This window comes from Sphaerisporangium flaviroseum (genome assembly GCF_039537005.1).
GTDB classification, from domain to species: domain Bacteria; phylum Actinomycetota; class Actinomycetes; order Streptosporangiales; family Streptosporangiaceae; genus Sphaerisporangium; species Sphaerisporangium flaviroseum.
Map to the genome: position 1 here is coordinate 1 of NZ_BAAAZR010000035.1, position 20,339 is coordinate 20,339.

The following is a 20,339-nucleotide window of genomic DNA, read 5'->3' on the forward strand; positions in this document are numbered from 1 at the left end:
TGGCCATCAGCCTGGAGAAATCTGGCCGCCCATCAGGAGATCGGCGTGTCCGTTGACACGGGTGACGGGTGACGGGTGACGGGTGACGGGTGACCGGTGACGGGTGACCGGTGACCGGTGACGGATGGCGAGGGGTGGTGATGGCGGGTGAGGGGTGAGGGGTGACGGGTGATTGATGGTGACGGGGGATGGTGACGGGTGATGCGTGACGCGTGACGAGTGACCTGATGGTGACCGGTGACGCGCGACGGGTGATGGTGACCGAGGAAGGGGAAGGGTGACGTGCGACGGGGTGATCGCGCGGCCGTCCGCAGCGTGGCGTCGACGATCACCCGGTGGCCTGCCGTACTCCACAGTGCGCGGATGGCGTGGCGATCGATGGCGCGCGGTAGGTCCGGATCTCGCCAGCCTATGCCCCGCCGGCATGCCAACTTTTCCTGCGAACGGCGCGTCTCACCCTTATGGGAATATTGTCTCGGGGCACCGCTGCAGCCGTCGCCTTTTTCGTCATTACGGGGTCGGCCGCGGCCCACGCCGTGGCGCCGACCGGTCAGTGGAGTGTCGTCCATAACGACCGCCGAGACTCCTACGACGCGGTGACGGTGACGCCGGGTGGGGCGGTCTGGGTCGCCGGGACACGGCGCCCGGATCGCGGATCGACCGGCGCCGAGTCGCTTCTGTTGAAGGGCGGCCGGTCCGCCTTCAAGCGCGTCACCGGGCCGGGCTTCCGGGTGAAGCGGCTGACGTCGGCGTCCGACACCAGGGTCTGGGCGTTCGGCACGTCGCGATACGCCCGGTGGGACGGCAAGCGCTGGCAGGTCAAGCGATGGCGCCACGGCCGGGTGGATCGGGCGTACGCCATCGGCGAGAACTTGTGGGTCATCGAGAACTCAAGCACGTTCCCGTCGGCCGGTAAGGCCGGGTGGAAGGCGCGGTCCACGCTCCGGCGCCTGTCCGGGTCGGTGTGGCGCAAGGTCCACACACCGATCGTGGTCAAAGGACTCGACGGGAAGTGGGCGGCGGGCTCGGTGCGGGGCACGGCGGCTCTGGCCCGCTGGACCGGCACGGCCTGGCGCGCGGTTGCACTTCCAGCGATTCCGTCCGCACACTCGGGCCAGATCTCGGAGCTGACGGATGTCGCGGTCGACGGTGAGACCGGCCGGGTGATGGCCGTCGGCTGGGTCGCCTGGCCGTGCGGCAGTGCGAAGCGCTCCTTCTGCGGTGAGACTTTGCTGCTGACCGGCTATCTGGGCAGCTTCAACTTCGAGGTTCGTGGTGAACCGGGCATCCAGCCGCGCGCCCAGGCGGAGCCCGACGGCAGAGGCGGGGCCTGGATCGTCTACAACGCCAAGGGCGGAGGCAGCAAGTTTCTGCACATCGGCGTCGATGGTGTCGAGCCGGGCGCTTTTCCGACTCCCCCGATCCGGAACGCGTCCGTCCGTGACCTCGCCCTCCAGTTGGAGAGCGGGGGTTCCGTCTGGGCGGTCGGCGCGGCACCTTCTGGCGGCAGCGGTGCGATCTGGGCCTACAGCCGCTGAGTCGGCTAAGCATCGGGGCCACACGGATGGGACCGAACGTGCCCTGGTGCGCGCTGGTTTCGCGCGTACCGCCGTCATGCCCACACGAGCAAGGCACCTGAGCCGCCGGTCAGACCCAGCAGGCGTTTGGCCGAGTCCGAGGAGGAGCAGGGCGTCTAGGTGGTGGGTCGCTTTGATTGGGTCAGGGAGTCAGGTTCGGCGGTCATCGCCATCTTGGGAGTAGGCGTACCTGGCCGAGGCCCAGGAGGAGCAGGGCGTCAAGGTAGCGGGTCTCCTTGATCAGTCCCCAGTGGAGGCACGATGCCGGACAGTGGCCGGTCCTCTCTTCGACCACGCCGATGACGTCACCGAGTTTCACCACCTGGCCATGTCGGACCGACGCGTGAACGGGCAGGTAGGTGGTGCGTAGCCCGTCGGGGTGCACGATCATGACCACGCCCCGGCCCGCGAGCGGGCCAGCGTACCCCACGATCCCCGAGCCGGCGGCTCTGACGACCTGGCCGGCCTGCGCGACCAGGTCGACTCCTCGGTGCCCGGGAAGCCATGGCTGAGCGGGCGGAGCGAAGCGGCGCAGGACGTTCGGCGAATGGTCGAGCGGTAGGCGCCATCGGGGAGTCCCCGGAGCCGGTGCTTCCCTACCAGCCTGAGGAGGGGAGAGCGGGGAGGTGGATTGGGGGTGGGAGAGGTCCGGTTCATCCAGGTCGCGGTTTGCAGGATTCGCAGGGTCTGTGGGGCTTCCCTGATTTGTAGCGTTTGCGCGGGTTGCCGGGGTTGTGGGGTCTGGAGCTGCCATTCCCTTGGTGGGCAGGGTCGTGGACGTCATGGCGAGGGTGAGGAGAGACACCACCGTCAGTCGGATCTTCAGCAGTCGCACAGAAGGAGACTGGCCTGAAGCGACGGGCAGGGGAGCTACCGAGCGCCGCTCTGTGCATAAGCCCGGTGCCATCAGGCGGCAGGCCATGGTCATCGCGGAGGTGAGCTCCACCGCCGACGCGGTCACTTCGGTCGGGGAAGGTGACGTTCGTGGAGGTGAGGTCCACCGTCGGTGCGGTCACTTCGGTCGCGGAAGGTGACGTTCGTCGTGTGGCTGGCCGTGTCCATCGGGCAGGGGTGATGGTCGGTGAGGGGCTGGTCATCGATCCATCTCGGAGGTGATGTTCCTGATGTGACCGGTACCGCCGCGTTCGGGGTCGAGCGGGTCTTCCACCGTGACGGCCTGCGGGTCGCGGAAGGCCTCATCGCCGCGATATCGATTCGTGCGGGTGCAGGCAGCGTGTGTGCTGAGCAGGGGGCCTTCGTCAGGTGGTGGGTCGGGTTTCGCGTGGCGGGCGGGGTGTGGTGGTAGCAGGCGGGGTGGGGTGATAGGCGAGGTGAGGCTCGGCGTGGGGTGGGTCAGGTGCGCTGGGTGGCGGGGCACGTGGTTACGTATGGCACGTGAGGAAGGGTGCCCAGATGATCGATCGGATCATTGAGAAGCTCGGAGCCGAGGTAGGGCTTGATCTGCCTCCGGTTCAGGTCTCCGGGGACGATCCGGTGCTCCCGTCGATCTTCAAGGTCGGAACGGCCGCCGCCGCATGTGTGGGAGCGGTGACAGCCGCCGTCGCGATCCTGGGGCGCACTCGATCTGCCGAGGCACCGTCCACCGAGCCCGATTCAAGAGGCATCTCCACGGTCGCCGTTGACGTCCGTGAGTCCGCCGTCGCATTCAGGGACGAGCGTTACTTCCGTATCGATGGTGAGGCGCCGGTGCTGTGGGCGTCACTGTCGGGCGACTACCAGGCGGCTGATGGGTGGGTTCGGCTGCACTGCAACTTCGATCACCATCGGGACGCCGTGCTCCGGGCGCTCCATCTTCATCCGAGCGCTGAAAGGGCCGAGGTCGCCAAGGCCTGCGCCGGCCGTACCGCGCGGGACATCGAGCAGGCCGTCACAGACGTAGGAGGGTGCGCCGCCGCGATGCGGAGCCGCGCGGAGTGGCAAGAGCACCCGCAGGGCCGCGCGGTCGCGGAACTTCCCCTCATCGGTCTCGACCGACTGGGCCCTGCCACGACCGACACCGGTTCAGGAGGCGGGTGTCCCGCTGTGGTTCTCGGTGGTGTCGGGGGTGGTCCGGCGGTAGTTCGCGGTGGTTCCGCTGTGGTTCGCGGTGGTGTCGGGGGTGGTCCGGCGGTAGTTCGCGGTGGTTCCGGACGCGTTCATGGTGGTCCAGCAGTGGCTGGCGGTGGTGCCGGAGAAATCCTCGGTGGCCCGGGAAGTAGGGCCGGTGGGGCTGCTGGTGGTTTGGGAGATGTATTCGTGGGTGGTGGTGGAGGAGTGGAGCGGCCGCTGGCGGGGGTTCGGGTGCTGGATCTCACGCGTGTGATCGCGGGGCCGGTCGCCACCCGGACGTTGGCCGCCTATGGGGCCGAGGTGCTGCGCGTCGGGGCCGCTCACCTGCCGGAGGTGCCGGGGCTGGTGATCAGTACGGCCTTCGGGAAGCGGTCGTGCGAGCTTGACCTGCGTACGGAGGAAGGAGCGGCCGCCTTCACAAGGCTCGTGGCGGGCGCTGACGTGGTGGTGCAGTCGTATCGGCCGGGGGCGCTGGCGGCGCTAGGGTTCGGGCCCCCGGAACTGGCGGCCATCAGGCCTGGCATCGTCTGCGTCGACATCTCGGCGTACGGTTCGCGCGGCCCCTGGGCGGAGCGCCGAGGATTCGACAGCCTGGTCCAGATGGTCTGTGGCATCGCCCACGAGGGAGGCGGGGGAGAGCGGCCCGTCCCGCTCCCGGCCCAGGTCCTCGACCACGCCACCGGCTGGCTCGCCGCACTCGGAGTGATCGCCGGGCTGCTCCGTAGGGAGGCCGAGGGTGGCTCGTGGCACGCGCAGGTGGCTCTCGCCCGTACGGCGCTCTGGGTGGACGGGCTCGGACGGTTGGAGGCCATGGGCCAGGGAGAGCCCGAGGTGGACGATCTGCTGGAGCAGATGGGCAGCTCGTTCGGGAACCTCACCTATGTCAGAGCCCCCGGCCGGATAGATGACGCGAGACCGTACTGGCCCTCGCCACCGCCGAACCGGGGGGAACATCCGCCGGAGTGGGTCTAGGGGCCAGCCGAGCTCATGAGACGGGAGTCGTCCAGTGCCGTGTCCACCGGCCTCGGCCGGCCACCGCTCGGCATCGCCGTCCCCAGGCGGAGGGCGTCCGGTGCTGTGTGCACCCAGCTCGGCAGGGTCGGCCACCGTACGGCATGGCCGTTCCCGGGCGGAGGCCGTCGTTGCCGTGTCCACCCGCGCTCGGTAGATCGGCCGCCGTACGGCATCGCCGATTTCTAGGGCGTGGTGGGAAGCGGGCGGCGGAGGGGGGAGAGCCAGATGAGGGGGATGGCGGAGAGGGTGAGGAGGGCGCAGGTCCACAGGGTGGGGCGGAGGCCGATGACCTCGCCCAGCACGCCGCCCACGACGCCACCGAGCGTCATGATCCCTAGCGTCGAGACCGTCATGATCGCGTTGACCCGGCCGAGCATTTCAGGTGGGGACTCCCGGAGCTGGACGGCCCCGTAGCAAACGCTGAAGACGACGGTCGCCACACCGCTGATCGCGTAGGCGGCCATGAGCGATGGGACCAGCACCGAGGATGATCCGTGCGCCAAGGCCAGCGCCGCGGATTCGAGCGGGAAGACGATGACGGCGCCGAGGATGACCCGGTTCTCGGTGAAACGACGGGCGAGCCGGGGCGCCACGGCAGCCCCGAGGAGTCCGCCCGCGCCGAACGACGCCGTCAGCAGCCCGACAACCCCGGCAGGCAGCCCGAGCGTCTTGACGGCGAAGAGGACGTACAACGCGGTCTGGGCGGCTGACGCGAAGTTGAGCACCACTCCTGCCGCGATCAGTACCCGTAGTACACGGTGGGTCACGACCGCGCGTATCCCTTCTCGTATGTCGATCAGGAGGCCGGTGGGCGCATCCGACGGATCGGTCTTCTCCGGAGAGCGGATCGAACGCAGGCATACGGCCGAGACCAGGAACGACGCCGCGTCGGTGACCAGCGCGACAGGCGCGGTCAGCATTTGTACGACGGCAGGCCGCGACCCTGAACCAGATGCTCCTTCGGGTGAACGCCGAGGAGCTGGCGGATCTGGGCCGGCAGGTCACCGAGATCCTGCAGCCCTACCTCGCCAAGTCGCGCCCACAGGAGGAGACGCCGCCGGACGCCCGCCTGGTCCAGGGGATCATCCAGCTCTTCCCGAGGAACCAGAGCGGATCACGGCCTTAGGAGGTCACAGGCGCACGGGCCGTTTCCGTGGTCTCAAGCCGGATGGTTATGAGCCGGGCGACCGAACGCTGGATCGGTGCCGATCGCGGCCCCAGGAGGTCGCACGGGCCGTTTTCGTGGTCTCAAGCCGGATGGTTGTGGGCCGGGCGACCGAGCGCTGGTTCGGTGCCGATCGCGGCCCTAGGAGGTCGTGGGTGTGCGGGCCGTCTGTGTGATTTGACGTCGTAGAGGGCTGAGCTGACTTTACTTGGGTGGTAAGGAACCTTGTCCGGTGGGCTGGGAGTCGCTCGGTTCCGGGTACACTTTTCATGGCTCGTCAGACGGGCCGACTTCGCACGCCCACAGGCGAATCGTCCTCTCGGTCCGGATCTCGATCCGGATGGGACGACTCAGGGCGTCAGGGCGGGAGCCGAAGGCTTCCGCATACAACCGAGGCACGCGTCTTCAACGGCGCTCTACCCAGGAGGACCATACTCATGGCCCCCGTCGTCACCATGCGGCAGATGCTCGAAAGCGGTGTTCACTTCGGGCATCAGACCCGTCGCTGGAACCCGAAGATGAAGCGCTTCATCCTCACCGAGCGCAACGGCATCTACATCATCGACCTGCAGAAGTCGCTGGCCTTCATCGACCGCGCCTACGACTTCATCAAGGAGACCGTCGCCCACGGCGGCACCATCCTGTTCATCGGCACCAAGAAGCAGGCCCAAGAGGCCATCGCCGAGCAGGCCGCCCGCGTCGGCATGCCGTACGTCAACCAGCGCTGGCTGGGTGGCATGCTCACCAACTTCTCCACCGTGCACAAGAGGCTTCAGCGTCTGAAGGAGCTCGAGGAGCTCGACTTCGACAACGTGGCAGGCTCCGGGCTCACCAAGAAGGAGCTCCTGATGCGCCGCCGCGAGAAGGACAAGCTCGAGCGCACCCTTGGTGGTATCCGCGACATGGCCCGCGTTCCCAGCGCGGTGTGGATCGTGGACACCAAGAAGGAGCACATCGGGATCAGCGAGGCCCGCAAGCTCAACATCCCGGTCGTCGCGATCCTCGACACCAACTGTGACCCCGACGAGGTCGACTACCCGATCCCGGGCAACGACGACGCGATCCGCGCCGTCAGCCTGCTCACCCGTGTGGTCGCCGACGCGGTCGCCGACGGCCTGATGGCCCGCGCCGGTGCGACGCGCGGCGACGACAAGCCCTCCGGCACCGCCGTCGCCGAGCCGCTGGCCGAGTGGGAGCGCGAGCTCCTGGCGCGTGACGAGGAAGCCGCTCCGGAAGCCGCCGTGACCGAGGTCACCGCCGAGGAGACCCCGGCCGCCGCCGAGGCTCCGGTCGAGGACGCGGCCGTGGAGGCCCCCGCCGACGCGGTCGCCGAAGCCCCCGCGCAGGAGACCGTCGCCGAGGCCCCCGCCGCCGAGGCCGAGGCCGCCGAGGACACCGAGAAGCAGGCCTGAGGCTCGCGTCAGACCGTACGGTCACCATCCGTACGGCTAGCAAGGCTCTTACCGGGTGGGCGTGCCAGACAGGGCGCGCCCACCCGATCCACGACGACTCGACGAGGAAAAGACAATGGCTTCCGTGAACATGGCCGACGTCAAGCGGCTTCGTGAGCTGACCGCCGCCGGCATGATGGACTGCAAGAAGGCGCTCGAGGAGTCGGAGGGCGACTTCGACAAGGCCGTCGACATCCTGCGCGTCAAGGGCGCCAAGGACGTCGGCAAGCGCGAGGCGCGCACCGCCTCCAACGGCCTGATCGCCGTCAAGCACGAGGGCGAGTCCCTCGGCGCCCTGCTCGAGCTCAACTGCGAGACCGACTTCGTCGCCAAGGGCGAGCGGTTCCAGGAGCTCGCGGCCAGGGTCGTCGACCACGTTCTCGTCTCCCGGCCCTCTGACGTGCCGAGCCTGCTGGAGTCCGAGCTCGACGGCAAGACCGTCAAGGAGCACCTCGACGAGGCCAACGCGGCGCTCGGCGAGAAGATCGAGGTCCGTCGGTTCGTGGTGCTGGAGGGTGGCTTCGTCGCCTCCTACATGCACAAGACCGACCCCCAGCTTCCCCCGACCGTTGGCGTCCTGATCCAGCTCGACACCCCGAACGCCGAGGTCGCCAAGGACATCGCCCAGCACACCGCCGCGATGGCCCCCAAGTACCTCAGCCCCAACTCCGTCCCGGCCGACGTGGTCGAGAAGGAGCGCACGGTCTTCGAGCAGATGACCCGCGAGGAGGGCAAGCCGGAGGCCGCGATCGGCAAGATCGTCGACGGCCGCGTCAACGGCTGGTACAAGGACTTCACGCTGCTTGAGCAGTCCTTCGTCAAGGACCCCAAAAAGACGATCAGCAAAGTCGCTTCCGAGGCGGGCGTCAAGGTTCTGGCCTTCGCTCGCTACAAGGTCGGTCAGGCATAGGCTTAGCCCCAAGAGGGTCTGACCAGCTTCGTAAACATCACCGAGGAGGCCGCCGTCGTGCAGGAGAACCAACAACCCGCTACGTCGGCGGCTTCGTCGTACAACTGGCCGCTTCGGTGGAAGCGCGTCATGCTGAAGCTGTCCGGCGAGGCGTTCGCGGGCGCCGAGCCGCTGGGGATCGACCCTGTGGTGGTCGCCAAGCTCGCCGACTCGGTCGCCGAGGCCGTGCGCGAGGGAGTGCAGGTCGCGGTGGTCGTCGGCGGGGGCAACATGTTCCGCGGCGCCGCGCTGTCGGAGCGTGGCATGGACCGCGCCCGCGCCGACTACATGGGCATGCTCGGCACCGTCATCAACTGCCTCGCCCTGCAGGATTTCCTCGAGAAGCGTGGCATCGAGACGCGTGTCCAGACCGCGATCACGATGCAGCAGGTCGCCGAGCCGTTCCTGCCCCGCCGTGCCATCCGCCACCTGGAGAAGGGGCGCGTGGTCATCTTCGGCGCCGGGCTCGGATCGCCGTTCTTCTCCACCGACACCTGCGCCGCCCAGCGCGCGCTGGAGATCGGGGCGGAGGCGCTGCTGAAGGGCACCCAGGTCGACGGGGTCTACGACTCCGACCCGAGGAAGAATTCTGACGCCGTCCGCTTCGACCAGCTCGAGTACAGCGAGGTCCTCACGCGGGGCCTTGGGGTCATGGACGCCACGGCGATCAGTCTGTGCATGGACAACGGCCTGCCCATCGTGGTCTTCGACCTCATGGGCGAGGGGAACATTCTGCGGGCGGTCCGCGGTGAAAAGATCGGCACGCTGGTGAGTCCGGCAGGGAAATAGGGAGCCGCTGTGATCGAGGAAACCCTCTTCGAAGCCGAGGAGAAAATGGACAAGGCGGTCGGTGTCGCGAAGGAGGACTTCGCGGCGATCCGTACCGGCAGGGTAAGCCCTTCCATGTTCAACAAGATCAACGTCGACTACTACGGGTCGCCGACACCGGTGCAGCAGCTCGCCTCGTTCCATGTTCCCGAGGCCCGCATGGTGATCCTCCAGCCCTACGACAAGGGTGCGATGACCGCCATCGAGAAGGCGATCCGTGACAGCGACCTGGGCGTCAACCCCGGCAACGACGGCGCGGTCATCCGTGTGGTGTTCCCCGAGCTGTCGGAGGATCGCCGCAAGGAGTACATCAAGGTCGCGAGGAACAAGGCCGAGAGCAGCAAGGTCTCGGTGCGCAACATCCGTCGCCACGCCAAGGAGACCCTCGACAAGATGGTCAAGGACGGTGACGCCGGTGAGGATGAGGTCCGCAGGGCCGAGAAGGAGCTCGACGACCTCACCCAGAAGCACGTCGCCAAGATCGACGAGCTGCTGAAGCACAAGGAATCCGAGCTGCTCGAAGTCTGAGCGCGGTAGCAGTCGCAGGTCAGGTTGGGGGCGCTTCCACTCCGGTGTTAGCCGCGAGTGGGGGCGCCTTCGCCACGTTCCGGCCCACCGCGCTCCCTCCCCGCCGCCCGGCGGTACTGGCAGAGTGGGCCGCCGAGCGTGGTTGACGGGTACGAGAGTGGGATCACTGTGGAAGGAACGGCGGCGGACGGCACCGGCCCGGCCGGCAGCCATCGGTCTGACGAGCGTCCGCCGGGAAGCCCCGCGGACCGCCCCGAAGGCGGCCAGCACCCTCCCGCGGTTCCCGAACGGGAGCGGCACCCCGAAGGCGGCCAGGGCCCGTCCGTGGTTCCCGGAGGCGGAGGGCACCCTGAAGGTGGCGAGGGCCCTTCCGCGGGTCCCGTCGGTGCGGTGGGCAGGCCGGGGCGTATTCGTACGGGCCGTAACCTTCCCGCGGCGATCGCTGTAGGCCTTGCCCTGGGAGCCGTGGTCATCGGCTCGCTCTACGTCTTCAAGGTCCTCTTCCTGGTGGTGCTCCTGGCGGCGGTCGGGATGGGCGTCGTCGAGATGGCCCGCGCGTTCGCCGTACGGGACGTGCGGGTACCGGCGCCGCTGGTGCTGGCGGGGCTCGTCGCCATGATCGCGGGAGCGTACTGGGGTGGTCCGATCTGGCTGCTCGGCAGCTTCACGATCACCGTCCTGGCCCTGCTGAGCCGGCGCATGTTCCAGGGACAGGATGGGTACGTCCGTGACGCCACTGCGAGCGTCCTGACATCCGTCTATCCCGCGCTGATCGCCTCATTCGTCCCGCTGATGCTGGCCAAGCCCGACGGTGCCGACCGGGTGGTCATCTTCATCGCGGTGACCGTGTGCAGCGACATCGGCGGCTACTTCGCGGGCATCCTCTTCGGCAGGCACCAGATGTCGGCGATCAGTCCCAAGAAGACGTGGGAAGGGTTCGCCGGGTCGGTCCTGGCCTGCCTGATCTGCGGCGCGCTGATGGTCCGGGTCCTGCTCGACGGCCAATACTGGCAGGGCGCCATCGTCGGCGTGGTGGTGGCCGCGTGCGCCACCCTGGGCGACCTGGTCGAGTCGGTCATCAAACGCGATCTCGGCATCAAGGACATGGGCACCCTGCTCCCGGGTCACGGCGGCATGATGGACCGGCTCGACTCCCTGCTCGCCACTCTGGTCCCCGTCTGGCTGCTGCTGGCCGTCTTCGTGCCCATGTGATCTAGGGGATGCGTCCGGACAGGGGAAGGGCCTGGTGGCCCTGGTCGGCGGCCAGGTGGAGTTCCTGGTCGGTGATAGGCACCAGCCAGAGCCAGCGGACCTCGTCGCCGCCAAAGGCGAATCCCGATAAGTCGGGTAAGCCGGGCACTGTGTCCAGCATCAGCACCCCCTGGTAGGCCGGGCCGAGCGGGAACGAGTCCGGTTCGCGGTACCAGCGGGCGGTGTGGCCGTGCCCCAGCCAGGTGACCGAGTGCCAGGGATACCGCGCCAGCCAGAGGAAGAGCTGCGCCGCTTCCGTCACCTCCCCGCGGGTGGCGATGGCGAGCTCGATGCGGGTGTAGGTGTCCGGCCGTTCGATGTACTGCTCCACCGTGGGCATGCGCTGGCAGCTCATCCCGACCGTGGAGAGCATGGTGTAGCCGTCTCGGGGGCGCTCGGTGATCCCCACGGTGGGCAGCCGGTCGCCGCCGACGTCCCAGTACCTCCCGGCGGGGCCGACCCTGGCGTCCAGGTGGCTCATCACGAACTGCTGGAACGAGGGCCAGGCGCCGTCGCCGTCCCGCCATTCCCAGTACGAGCGCGCCTTGGCGATCCGTGGCGCGAGCCCTTCGAGCGCCTCGTCCAGCGACCAGGCGTAGGGCGACTCTCCGACGGCGTCCCTCGCGTAACCGGGCATCCCGCGCTCAAGATCCGACCAGCCGGGAATGACGGCCAGAAGCTCGCCGTTGCGGTACAGGGCGGCTCCGTCGCCCTCCTCGAACCACAGCACCTCCAGCTCGTCCGCTGTGAACGGCGGCGTTCCCTCGGGGGCGCGGGTGTTCGCGACGGGCATGACGGGGGCCAGGCCGGCACCGATCCGGTCCATGTCCACGAAAGAGGGCGCCTGTCCATGGTTTGCGAGCCATACGGCTCCGTGGATCCCGCCCTCGGCGTCGCGAAGGTAAGCTACCGAAGACACCCCGTCGTATTCGACGGTCACCGCGCGACTGCCGTAGGGGCTGGTGTCGGTGAGAACGACATCGGTGGTGCCCAACGCTCATCCGCCTTTCCGGTGGACGTCTCCCCGTTCGGCCGAGGATCGCAATAGATCACACGGATTGGCTGTCCAGTACAGCTTCCGGCAAACCGTTAAGAGAAGGACATGTCCGCCGAGCTAACTTTTGTCGCCCCACGACGGGCGAAGCCGTCACGCCACCTGGCCGATCTCACGATGGCGGAGCGCCGTACGGCTGTCGCGGAACTGGGCGAGAAGCCCTTTCGCGCCGACCAGCTCTCGCGGCACTACTTCGAGCGGTTGACCACCGACCCCGAGCACATGACCGACCTGCCGGCCACCTCACGTGACCAGCTGGTGACGCAGCTGATGCCCAGCCTGCTGACCCCGGTCAGGGAGATCACCTGCGACGATGGCGCGACCCGTAAGACCCTGTGGCGGCTCTTCGACGGAGCGCTGGTCGAGTCGGTGCTGATGCGTTACCCCGAGCGTGTGACCATGTGCGTCTCCTCCCAGGCCGGATGTGGCATGAACTGCCCGTTCTGTGCCACAGGACAGGCGGGGCTGACCCGCAACATGTCGACGGCGGAGATCGTCGAGCAGGTCGTCGCGGGTGCTCGCGCGCTGGCCCGCGACGAGGTCCCCGGCGGCCCCGGACGGGTGAGCAACATCGTCTTCATGGGCATGGGCGAGCCGCTGGCCAACTACAAGGCCGTGATCGGCGCGGTGCGCCGCATCGTCGATCCCGCCCCCGCCGGGCTGGGCATCTCCGCCCGAGGCGTCACGGTCTCGACGGTGGGCCTGGTCCCGGCGATGGAGAAGCTGTCGAACGAGGGGTTGCCGGTGACGCTGGCGGTGTCCCTGCACGCCCCCGACGACGAGCTGCGCGACACGCTGGTGCCCGTCAACACCCGATGGAAGGTCGGCGAGGTGCTGGACGCCGCGTGGGGCTACGTGGCCAAGACCGGGCGCCGCGTGTCGATCGAGTACGCCTTGATCAAGGACATCAACGACCAGGAGTGGCGGGCCGACCTGCTGGGCCGCCTGCTCAAGGGCAAGCTGGTCCATGTCAACCTGATCCCGCTCAACCCGACCCCCGGCTCCAAGTGGACGGCCTCACGCCCCGAGGACGAGCGCGCCTTCGTCCGGAGGCTGGAGTCGCACGGCGTGGCCGTCACCGTACGGGACACCAGAGGGCGCGAGATCGACGGCGCCTGCGGCCAACTCGCCGCGGCCACCCCCGAGCCCGCGACCGGCGGCGCCTGAGGCGGTCTACTCCCCGGCTGCCTGGAGGAGGATCTGCGCCAGTTCGCGTGGCCGGGAGAACATCGGCCAGTGGCCGGTGTCCATCTGGACCAGCCGCCAGTGCTTGCCGGCCAGCAGGTCGGCCACGTCGTCGTCGGGCTCGGCTCCGGCGGGCAGGCATTGGATGTACGTCGCCGGGAGTTCGTCAAGTGGCCGTGCCAGCACGGCGGGCTCGGTCAGCGTGGCACCCGGGTGCGGCGTCGAGCCGTCCAGGATCCGGGCGATCTGCTCGTCGGTGAGGCCATGGCCGTCGTAGTGGGCCGCGGGCACGAGCGGCCAGAATCCGCCGTTCTCGGCGATCGTCGCCTTCACCATCGCCCCACCGTCCGGCCAGGCGGAGACGAAGGCCTCGCCGTCGGCCGGAACGCTGGAATCGACGAAGACCACGTGGGCCAGCCGGTCACCGATCCGCTCCGCGGCCTGACCGACCGGGATGCCCGAGTAGCTGTGACCCACCAGGACGACATCGCGCAGATCCTTGCCTTCGACCTCGTCGACGATGTCCTGGACATGGGTCTGCTGCCCAGCCGGCACACCCCGCCGCTCGGCGAGACCGGACAGCGTCACCGGGTGAGCGCCATGGCCGGCCGCGCGCAGATGCGGCACCACCTCGTCCCACGCCCATGCCCCGAGCCGCGCGCCTGCGACCAGTACGAAATTCCCCATGGCCGCACCATATTGGAGCGGCCCGACAACCGTCCGCGCGCTAGCGGACTTTTGGCGGGTCCAGCGGTACGACTTCACGTTCGTGGTAGGCGGCCAGGTCCTCGCCCTGGTCGTACAGCCGGACGAGCGCGTCCAGGCACGGCGTGACCACGTCCGCGTCGGTCACCCTGCGGGCAGGCAGGGTGACGGCCGGCGGCTCGGGAGCCGGTCGGGTCGCCGTCCACGGCCGCCACCAGGCCCGCCGCGGTCAGCCCTTCGACAAAGCCCGGGACGTCAAGGCGCGCACCGGTCTCCTCCAGGAGACGACGCTCGGTCTCCTCGACCGAGAGGTCCTGCTGTAGGAGCTGGATGGCCCGCAGCCCCGCGTACGGCACCGCTATGAAGTCCCCCGAATCGATGCGCCCGACGATCCACGCTTCACCCGAGGACGACGAATGGGAATCATCCTGAAAAATCACGCTTCGCCGAACCTGTCAAGGCGGCCTGGACGCCGACCGGGTCCCCCCGCGAGCCGTCGCGGCTCGAGAGGCCGGATCTGGACGGGGCTCACGGGTGGTAGGACTGGTGCGGGCCGACCGCGAGATCGATGGAGCAGGAGCGTATACCGGTGGTCATGGAACAGGAGCGGGCGACCGGAACGGTCGTGGACATCTACACCGACGGGGCGTGCAGCGGGAATCCCGGTCCGGGCGGCTGGGGCGCCGTGCTGCGTTACGGCGAACGCGAAAAGGAGATCCATGGCGGTGAGCCGCAGACGACCAACAACCGCATGGAGCTGATGGCCGCCATCATGGCGCTGGAGACCCTGACCCGGCCGGCCACGGTGCGCCTGCACACCGACAGCACGTACGTGCGCAATGGCATCACCAAGTGGGTGCACGGCTGGCGGCGCAACGGCTGGCAGACGGCGGCGAAGCAGCCGGTCAAGAACGCCGACCTCTGGCAACGGCTGCACGCGGCCACGGCCGCCCACGATGTCGAATGGTTCTGGGTGAAAGGCCACTCCGGCCACCCGGAAAACGACCGCGCCGACGCCCTGGCCCGCAACGGAGTGGCCGCGAACCGCTCGATCCGGTAGCCCGCTGCCGGGCACGCCCTGGGTCGTGATCTTCTCGCAGCATGGGACGCTATCGCGTCGAAATGGTCGGGGACTTTTGCAAGGATGAGTACCCCTTACACCGGAGGAATGATGAGCAACGGCCTGGACACACGCCCCAGCGCGACCACCTATGACGTCGAACGGCTGGTCTCCATGGCGTGGCAGGGGAAAGTCCGCGTGCCGCACTTTCAGCGAGATTTCCGTTGGGGGCGGGAGGATGTGATCCGCCTTTCGACAGTATTGTCAAGGGATATCCGGTGGGAAGCTTGCTGCTCTGGGTGCGGCGGGCACCCAGACAGCGGCTCACCTTGGGAGCGCTCCAAATCGACGCTCCCCGTCTAGATCAGTCGCTCTGGGTGGTCGATGGACAGCAGCGTGTGGTCAGTCTCGCGAACGCGCTGCACGAGGACGGGGGCAAGGGAGTCGCGTTTCGCGCTTGCCTACGACCTGCGCGAAGAAAGGTTCGTTCCTCGGCAATCAGTGGACGTCCCCCATGTGATCCCTCTTCCGACGCTGTTCGATTTGCGGAAGGTGCTGACCTGGTTCGCCGCACACCCTGAAATATCTGACCTTCAGGACAAAGCGTTCAACCTGACCACGGTCCTCCGGCAGTATCCGATACCCGCATATCAGGTCGAGCAGGAGAAGGCCGAGGTCCTCCAGGACATCTTCGACCGGATGAACAACTACGGAAAGCGGCTCAGCAGGGCGGAGATCTTTTCGGCGCTCTATGCCGGCGACGAGGAGGGCAACGACCGGTCTCTGACGATCGACGCGATCTCCGCGCACCTGGACGAGCGCCTCTGGTTCGGGCGGATCGACAACGACACCGTCTTGTACGCGATCCTGGCCCGCCGTGGCCCGGACGTGCAGCGCGAGATCCGGCTGGAGTTCGACGACAGGAACCGTCGCGGGGTCAGCGACTTCCCTGGGGAGGAACGCGACGCCGCGTACCAGGCCGGTGAGGACGCTCTGCATCGGGCCGTGCAGTTCTTGCAGCACGATGCGGGTGTCCCGCACTTCACCCTGCTGCCGTTCCGCTACCTTCTGGATTTCACCGGTGTACGACCTGGTGAGTACGGCTCCGTACATGGGGGAAGGGGAGACCTTGGGGCTGAAGTTCGCCGGCCTGAGGCGATTCGACGCGGTGTCCATCCGCACCTTCGAGCGGCTTGAGAGGCGCCTTGGTGCCGCTGACGCCGGGCTGGCCGATGTCGTCACCGAACTCGTGGCGCGCATACCCCAGGCCCGGGCATCCTGTGAGGGCCTCCTGGCCGGCACACCCGGAATACGTGAGGCCGTCGCCAAGAGCCTCCACTCGCGAAGCCGCACGTTGCTCGCTGGGCGTTGACGGCCCAGGGCCACGACTACCCGACCCCTTGAGGTGACCTTCGGTCGGGGAGTGTTCGACCGGCCGAGTGCGTCCCACCGGTCGCCTCGGGGCGCGCCGGGTGTGGTTGCTCAGAGAGAATTTTCGGGTCAGATATATCGGAGTGCGTTGGCGAGCAATGCCAGCAGGAGTAAAGTGCCCGCGCCGATCAGCGCCATACGCCGGACGGCCGACCAGGCGGCGGACTTCGCGCCCGGGACCTTCCCCTTCGCGTCCGCCACGGCCTTTATGGCCTTGCCTCGTCCGGCCCAGGTGTCCACGGTCCGCTGGAAATGCCGTCCGACGGCGAACAGGATCGTCGCGATGGTGATGATGATCAGTATTCGGCCGTTCGGGCTCATGGCGCGCGCTCCTGCCTGACGAGAAAGCGGGATTCGTGCGCCAAAGTTATTTCATCGCCGGTGCGAGTGTCAGCGGGATCGAGATCTCTCCGCAAGGGCTTATCAATAGGGGAGAATTAATATATCTGCATTTATCGGCAAATGCCGTAATGAGGGTGATGTGGGGGATTTGGCGGTGAAGATGATTGGTCGCAGGCCGATGGGGCCTGCGTGTACGACGTGCGCCTGAGCAAAAGGCGCAGGCGTACAGCCGGAATGCCGGTATAGGGCGTCCGCTTCTGCCGGGCGGCTACGGCCGGACGCGGCGGAGGCGGATGTAGGCGGTCAGGGCCAGGGCACACCACACGACGGTGATCGCCGACAGCTCAGGGAGCGACCGGCTGAGAAAGTACGGCTGGTTCGCCGCGCGGATCCAGCTGATGACCGGGACGGTCAGCCAGGTGATCGGCGCCAGGCTGACCAGCAGTATGGCGGCGTAGCCACCGAGCATGGCGAGGACGGAGACGGCCGGATCCGGCAAGATCGGACGGCTGGTGAGCGCTCCGATGGCGGTGCCGGTGAGCAGCGAGAGCAGATGCAGGGCCAGCCCGGCGACCAGGACCGTCCCGCCGGGCGTCGTGGTGAAACCGATGACCAGCGGTACGACAAGGGCGAAAGCCGCCAGCCCGCTGTTGACCGTGACCACGGCGGCCAGGCCGCTCGCCACCTCACGCCCCGGACGTCCGGCCGCCGTGGCCGAGATCAGCCGCTGCACGTCCGGCTCGGTGTCGAGCAGCCCGCGGGCGGCCCACGCGAACACCGGGACGAGCAGCGCCGCGGAGTCGGCGTATGAGGAGAGCTCCTGACCGGCGGCCACCCGCACCGAGTACAGGATGATCATTATCGCCAGGAGCCCGACGAACGGCTGGATCACGCGATGGGACCGCAGGTAAGCGGCGATCTTGAAGGTGGTGAGTGCCGCTATAGGTCTCATCGCACCTCTGGTCACGCTGGTGTCGTCCCCGGCCGTCGTCGCGCCCCTGGCCGGGCGGACGCCGCCTGGGGTGCCCATTGTGCTCGCGTGCTCCTCGCCCTGCGCGGTCATCGGACCTCCGTCCGGATCACGACTGCGTAGCCCTCGGCCTGGAGCCTGCGCGCCACCGACTCGGCGTCGGCGGCGTCCACCAGGATCTCGATGACCGCCTTCCCCGGAAGCCGGTCCGTGGGCTCCCCTCCCTCACCGGAGCCGGAGCCGGAGTTCGAGCCGGAGCCGGAGCCGGATTCGGAGTCGGATTCGGAGTCGGAGTCGGATTCGGAGTCGGAGTGGATCCCGGAGTTCGAGCCGAAGCTGGAGTGGGTGCCGGTGGAGTGCAGTGGCCCTGTGGGCTGGGCCGGGCGGACCGTGCCGTTCTCGACCTTGAGGTGGACGGCTCCGGGATGGTCGGCCAGGCCGCCCTGGTGGTCGCTGACCACGACGATGCCGCCGCCGCCGGCGACCTCGTCGATGAGTTGGGGCAGCTCGGCACGGGTCTGTGCGTCCAGGCCGGAGAAGGGCTCGTCGAGGATCAGCAGCCCGGGCGGTGCGAGCAGCGCCTGGGCGAGCCCGACCTTGTGGGCGCTCCCCTTGGACAGCTCGCTCAGCGGCACGTCGCGGAAGGTGTCCATCGCCAGCCGCTCGATCCACGGCCCGATCGCCGAGGGGGACACCCCGCGCACCGCCGCCATGCGGGTGAGGTACGTGCTCACGGTGAACGGCTGCTCCACGGGGAAGATCTCGGGGGCGTACCCGACGACGGGCGGCCGGTCGCTGACCGAACCCCGGCTCGGGTGCGTCGTCCCGGCCAGGATCCTGAGCAACGTGGACTTGCCGGCGCCGTTGCGACCCGTGACCTCGGCGACCGTGCCCGGCGGCAGGTCGAGATCCACATCGTGCAGGACCCAGGGGGTGCGACGGGCGTAGCGGAAGGAAAGGTTCGCGAGCCGCATAGGTTCGGCAGCCTACCGTCCGGCCGCTAAGGGGACGGTGAATGCGCTTATCGCACATCTGCGCCCTGGCCGACGGTCCGCGATGGTTTCTGTACCGGATCAGCCGGTGTGGGACGCCGCGTGCGCCAGGGCGCGGCGCAGTTCCTCCGGACCCGACGACACGATGATCGCTCCGCGCCCGCGCACGGCGTACCACCCGTGGTTGATCACCAGAAAGCCGTGATGCGGGAATTCGGCCCGAAGGCGGCCCAGCCCCGCCCGCACCCAGTGTTCGTATCGGCCGAGCCCGGCCGTCCTCGGCCCGGTCGTCATGACGACGGCCGCCCGGCGGCGGTGAACAGGGCCCACACCAGATGCCCGGCCGCCGGATCACCCTGGCAGCCGACCCGGCAGGCTAGCCGGCGTACGGTGAGCAGCCCACGTCCGCTCTCCGTCAGGTCTCCATCGAGGTCGTGATCGTCCCGGCCGGACGCCGGAGAGGTACGCGGCGTATCTGGCTGTATGTCCTTGATGGCCACGGCGAGGTCCGGCGACCGGTCACCACCCAGGTCGTACACCCCGACGCGGATGTCGCTCGGCCGGCGGACCAGTTCGAGGACGAGGTACCCGCCTGGATCGCCGGACCTCGTGTGCAGGAGGGCGTTATTCACCAGCTCGGCCGCGACGAACTCCGCGTCGTCCACCCAGTGGGTGTCGGCCAGGAGGCATCTCACCAGGGCTCGCGCTCTGGACGCCTGCTCGCGAAGACCGGGAAACGTCCGGCGCCACACCATCTCGGATTCCGCACCCGTCACGGGTTCCGCCCTCATCACGAGTTCCGCATCCATCTCGGGGTTCGCCACCCCGTCGTAGGCGGCCTGGCTCTCGGTGGTTCGGTCGGCCACGTGGGCCACCTCCTCTGGATCGCGCGGCGGGCTGGTCCCGCACCGTCCAGCACTGTCGCCTCTCTCGCTCCCGGCGGCAGCCCCCAGCGCATGAGCAGGAACCGATCACCCCGCAGGCATGCTGACCTGCGATAACCGGGGGAGAGCGCCGCAGGGATCCTGCACCCCGACCCGGCGTGATCCACCAACCGGCCGCGCTCCGTCACGCACAGCCGTCGCCTTGGCCGGCCGTCCGGGTGCGGCCTGATCCGATTTGATGATCAACGGAGCCCGGCGGGGGTGCCGGAGGAAAGTACGGGTCAGCGGCGGGGTAGCACGCCCAGGAGGGTCGCGGTCAGGGCCAGCTTCAGGTATTCCTCCAGCTCCAAGTGAAAGCGGGCCAGCTCGGGTTCGGCCTGGTAGGCCGCCTGCAGGCTGGGTGGGGGTGTGCTGTACGCCGACAGAGCGCCGGCCATGACCATGGTCTGCAGGCTGAACAGTGTCGCGTTCTTGCCCAGCTCCGGAAGGTGCCTCTGGATCAGGGCGGTCATGGTTGTCAGGCGTTCCAGGGAGGCGCGCTTGTAGCGTGCTACGACCTCGACGGAGACGTTGTGTTCCAGGACGCTGCCCTGTGCGCCGAAGAGGTCGCACAGCACCACCCTGCCGGAGAGCGAGCGGCTGAGGATCTCGGCCACCGCTGCCGCCCGCTCGGCCATGGGTAGCTTTTCGTCGATGCCGGCGGCCAACTCGCCTGCCAGCAGCCCCAGGGCTTCGCGGTGGATCGCGAGGGCCGCACGCTGGTCCCCGCGCCCCGCGGATGCCCCCGGACCCTGATTCCTCCGCCCCAGCGGATGGTTCTCCGGCGCCGAAGCGGCCGGCCATAGGTACGGCGACACCGGCGCCACCCTTACGGCGACCGACC

At 68.4% G+C, this 20,339-nt stretch carries 23 protein-coding genes and 1 pseudogene; 13 read left to right on the forward strand and 11 right to left on the reverse strand.

The genetic code is table 11. The features are described from left to right. The first annotated feature begins 536 nt into the window (after window positions 1–536). Complete coding sequence (locus tag ABD810_RS31160; protein WP_344948714.1) at window positions 537–1,538, forward strand: hypothetical protein; 1,002 nt, start codon at window positions 537–539, stop codon at window positions 1,536–1,538. A 202-nt stretch (window positions 1,539–1,740) separates the two neighbouring features. Here ABD810_RS31160 and ABD810_RS31165 read toward each other — a convergent pair whose 3' ends face one another. Both ABD810_RS31165 and ABD810_RS31170 read right to left on the reverse strand, forming a co-directional pair. After that, window positions 1,741–2,505, reverse strand: coding sequence for a M23 family metallopeptidase (locus tag ABD810_RS31165; protein WP_344948977.1), 765 nt, complete (start codon window positions 2,503–2,505; stop codon window positions 1,741–1,743). A 1,094-nt stretch (window positions 2,506–3,599) separates the two neighbouring features. Beyond that, window positions 3,600–3,737 (reverse strand): hypothetical protein, encoded by a 138-nt coding sequence (locus ABD810_RS31170; RefSeq protein WP_344948716.1) that lies wholly within the window; start codon window positions 3,735–3,737, stop codon window positions 3,600–3,602. Between the two features lie 114 nt (window positions 3,738–3,851). Between ABD810_RS31170 and ABD810_RS31175 the strand changes: the two genes are divergently transcribed. Then, window positions 3,852–4,619 carry a CoA transferase gene (locus tag ABD810_RS31175; RefSeq protein ID WP_344948719.1) on the forward strand — a complete coding sequence of 256 codons (768 nt, stop codon included), beginning with the start codon at window positions 3,852–3,854 and terminating at the stop codon, window positions 4,617–4,619. Window positions 4,620–4,843: 224 nt separating this feature from the next. Here the strand turns inward: ABD810_RS31175 and ABD810_RS31180 are convergent, their stop codons facing one another. After that, window positions 4,844–5,581 (reverse strand): MFS transporter, encoded by a 738-nt coding sequence (locus tag ABD810_RS31180; RefSeq protein WP_344948722.1) that lies wholly within the window; start codon window positions 5,579–5,581, stop codon window positions 4,844–4,846. 32 nt (window positions 5,582–5,613) lie between these two features. Between ABD810_RS31180 and ABD810_RS31185 the strand changes: the two genes are divergently transcribed. The 6 genes from ABD810_RS31185 to ABD810_RS31210 all read left to right on the forward strand — a co-directional run bounded on the left by ABD810_RS31185 (window position 5,614) and on the right by ABD810_RS31210 (window position 10,794). Next, window positions 5,614–5,787 carry a hypothetical protein gene (locus ABD810_RS31185; protein ID WP_344948725.1) on the forward strand — a complete coding sequence of 58 codons (174 nt, stop codon included), beginning with the start codon at window positions 5,614–5,616 and terminating at the stop codon, window positions 5,785–5,787. A 476-nt stretch (window positions 5,788–6,263) separates the two neighbouring features. Further along, complete coding sequence (gene rpsB, locus ABD810_RS31190; RefSeq protein ID WP_344948731.1) at window positions 6,264–7,238, forward strand: 30S ribosomal protein S2; 975 nt, start codon at window positions 6,264–6,266, stop codon at window positions 7,236–7,238. A gap of 115 nt (window positions 7,239–7,353) precedes the next feature. Beyond that, window positions 7,354–8,187, forward strand: a complete 834-nt coding sequence (gene tsf, locus ABD810_RS31195; protein WP_344948735.1) for a translation elongation factor Ts — start codon at window positions 7,354–7,356, stop codon at window positions 8,185–8,187. A gap of 129 nt (window positions 8,188–8,316) precedes the next feature. After that, a complete protein-coding gene (gene pyrH, locus ABD810_RS31200) occupies window positions 8,317–9,015 on the forward strand; it encodes a UMP kinase (protein ID WP_344948739.1) in 699 nt (232 codons plus the stop codon). Between the two features lie 9 nt (window positions 9,016–9,024). After that, window positions 9,025–9,582, forward strand: coding sequence for a ribosome recycling factor (gene frr, locus ABD810_RS31205; RefSeq protein WP_344948743.1), 558 nt, complete (start codon window positions 9,025–9,027; stop codon window positions 9,580–9,582). A gap of 390 nt (window positions 9,583–9,972) precedes the next feature. After that, a complete protein-coding gene (locus ABD810_RS31210) occupies window positions 9,973–10,794 on the forward strand; it encodes a phosphatidate cytidylyltransferase (protein WP_344948981.1) in 822 nt (273 codons plus the stop codon). Window position 10,795: 1 nt separating this feature from the next. On the opposite strand, the gene ABD810_RS31215 is transcribed toward ABD810_RS31210, so the two are convergent. Then, window positions 10,796–11,827: a suppressor of fused domain protein gene (locus tag ABD810_RS31215; RefSeq protein WP_344948749.1), complete on the reverse strand. Its 1,032-nt coding sequence runs from the start codon at window positions 11,825–11,827 to the stop codon at window positions 10,796–10,798. A 108-nt stretch (window positions 11,828–11,935) separates the two neighbouring features. On the opposite strand from ABD810_RS31215, the gene rlmN reads away from it, so the two are divergent. Continuing rightward, window positions 11,936–13,054, forward strand: a complete 1,119-nt coding sequence (gene rlmN / locus ABD810_RS31220) for a dual-specificity RNA methyltransferase RlmN (protein WP_344948753.1) — start codon at window positions 11,936–11,938, stop codon at window positions 13,052–13,054. 6 nt (window positions 13,055–13,060) lie between these two features. Here rlmN and ABD810_RS31225 read toward each other — a convergent pair whose 3' ends face one another. Beyond that, window positions 13,061–13,759 carry an alpha/beta fold hydrolase gene (locus ABD810_RS31225; RefSeq protein WP_344948758.1) on the reverse strand — a complete coding sequence of 233 codons (699 nt, stop codon included), beginning with the start codon at window positions 13,757–13,759 and terminating at the stop codon, window positions 13,061–13,063. A gap of 143 nt (window positions 13,760–13,902) precedes the next feature. On the opposite strand from ABD810_RS31225, the gene ABD810_RS31230 reads away from it, so the two are divergent. The 4 genes and pseudogenes from ABD810_RS31230 (at window position 13,903) to ABD810_RS31240 (ending at window position 16,034) form a co-directional block, all read left to right on the forward strand. Continuing rightward, complete coding sequence (locus ABD810_RS31230) at window positions 13,903–14,100, forward strand: hypothetical protein (RefSeq protein WP_344948763.1); 198 nt, start codon at window positions 13,903–13,905, stop codon at window positions 14,098–14,100. 245 nt (window positions 14,101–14,345) lie between these two features. Then, a complete protein-coding gene (gene rnhA / locus ABD810_RS31235; protein WP_344948768.1) occupies window positions 14,346–14,837 on the forward strand; it encodes a ribonuclease HI in 492 nt (163 codons plus the stop codon). Window positions 14,838–15,136: 299 nt separating this feature from the next. Continuing rightward, window positions 15,137–15,205 (forward strand): annotated as a pseudogene (locus ABD810_RS41165) (hypothetical protein); the annotation flags it as partial. 16 nt (window positions 15,206–15,221) lie between these two features. Further along, window positions 15,222–16,034: a hypothetical protein gene (locus ABD810_RS31240; protein ID WP_344948772.1), complete on the forward strand. Its 813-nt coding sequence runs from the start codon at window positions 15,222–15,224 to the stop codon at window positions 16,032–16,034. 303 nt (window positions 16,035–16,337) lie between these two features. Here the strand turns inward: ABD810_RS31240 and ABD810_RS31245 are convergent, their stop codons facing one another. The 6 genes from ABD810_RS31245 to ABD810_RS31270 form a co-directional block, all read right to left on the reverse strand. Continuing rightward, window positions 16,338–16,589 (reverse strand): hypothetical protein, encoded by a 252-nt coding sequence (locus ABD810_RS31245; protein WP_344948776.1) that lies wholly within the window; start codon window positions 16,587–16,589, stop codon window positions 16,338–16,340. A 289-nt stretch (window positions 16,590–16,878) separates the two neighbouring features. Then, entirely contained in the window at window positions 16,879–17,673 is a 795-nt protein-coding gene (locus ABD810_RS31250) for a hypothetical protein (protein WP_344948780.1), read from the reverse strand. Next, complete coding sequence (locus ABD810_RS31255) at window positions 17,670–18,554, reverse strand: ABC transporter ATP-binding protein (protein WP_344948783.1); 885 nt, start codon at window positions 18,552–18,554, stop codon at window positions 17,670–17,672. Before ABD810_RS31255 ends, ABD810_RS31250 begins: the two co-directional genes overlap by 4 nt. A 99-nt stretch (window positions 18,555–18,653) precedes the next feature. Beyond that, window positions 18,654–18,866 carry a hypothetical protein gene (locus ABD810_RS31260; protein ID WP_344948786.1) on the reverse strand — a complete coding sequence of 71 codons (213 nt, stop codon included), beginning with the start codon at window positions 18,864–18,866 and terminating at the stop codon, window positions 18,654–18,656. After that, a complete protein-coding gene (locus ABD810_RS31265; RefSeq protein ID WP_344948789.1) occupies window positions 18,863–19,438 on the reverse strand; it encodes an ATP-binding protein in 576 nt (191 codons plus the stop codon). Before ABD810_RS31265 ends, ABD810_RS31260 begins: the two co-directional genes overlap by 4 nt. A gap of 299 nt (window positions 19,439–19,737) precedes the next feature. After that, a complete protein-coding gene (locus ABD810_RS31270) occupies window positions 19,738–20,313 on the reverse strand; it encodes a hypothetical protein (protein WP_344948792.1) in 576 nt (191 codons plus the stop codon). Window positions 20,314–20,339 lie beyond the last annotated feature (26 nt).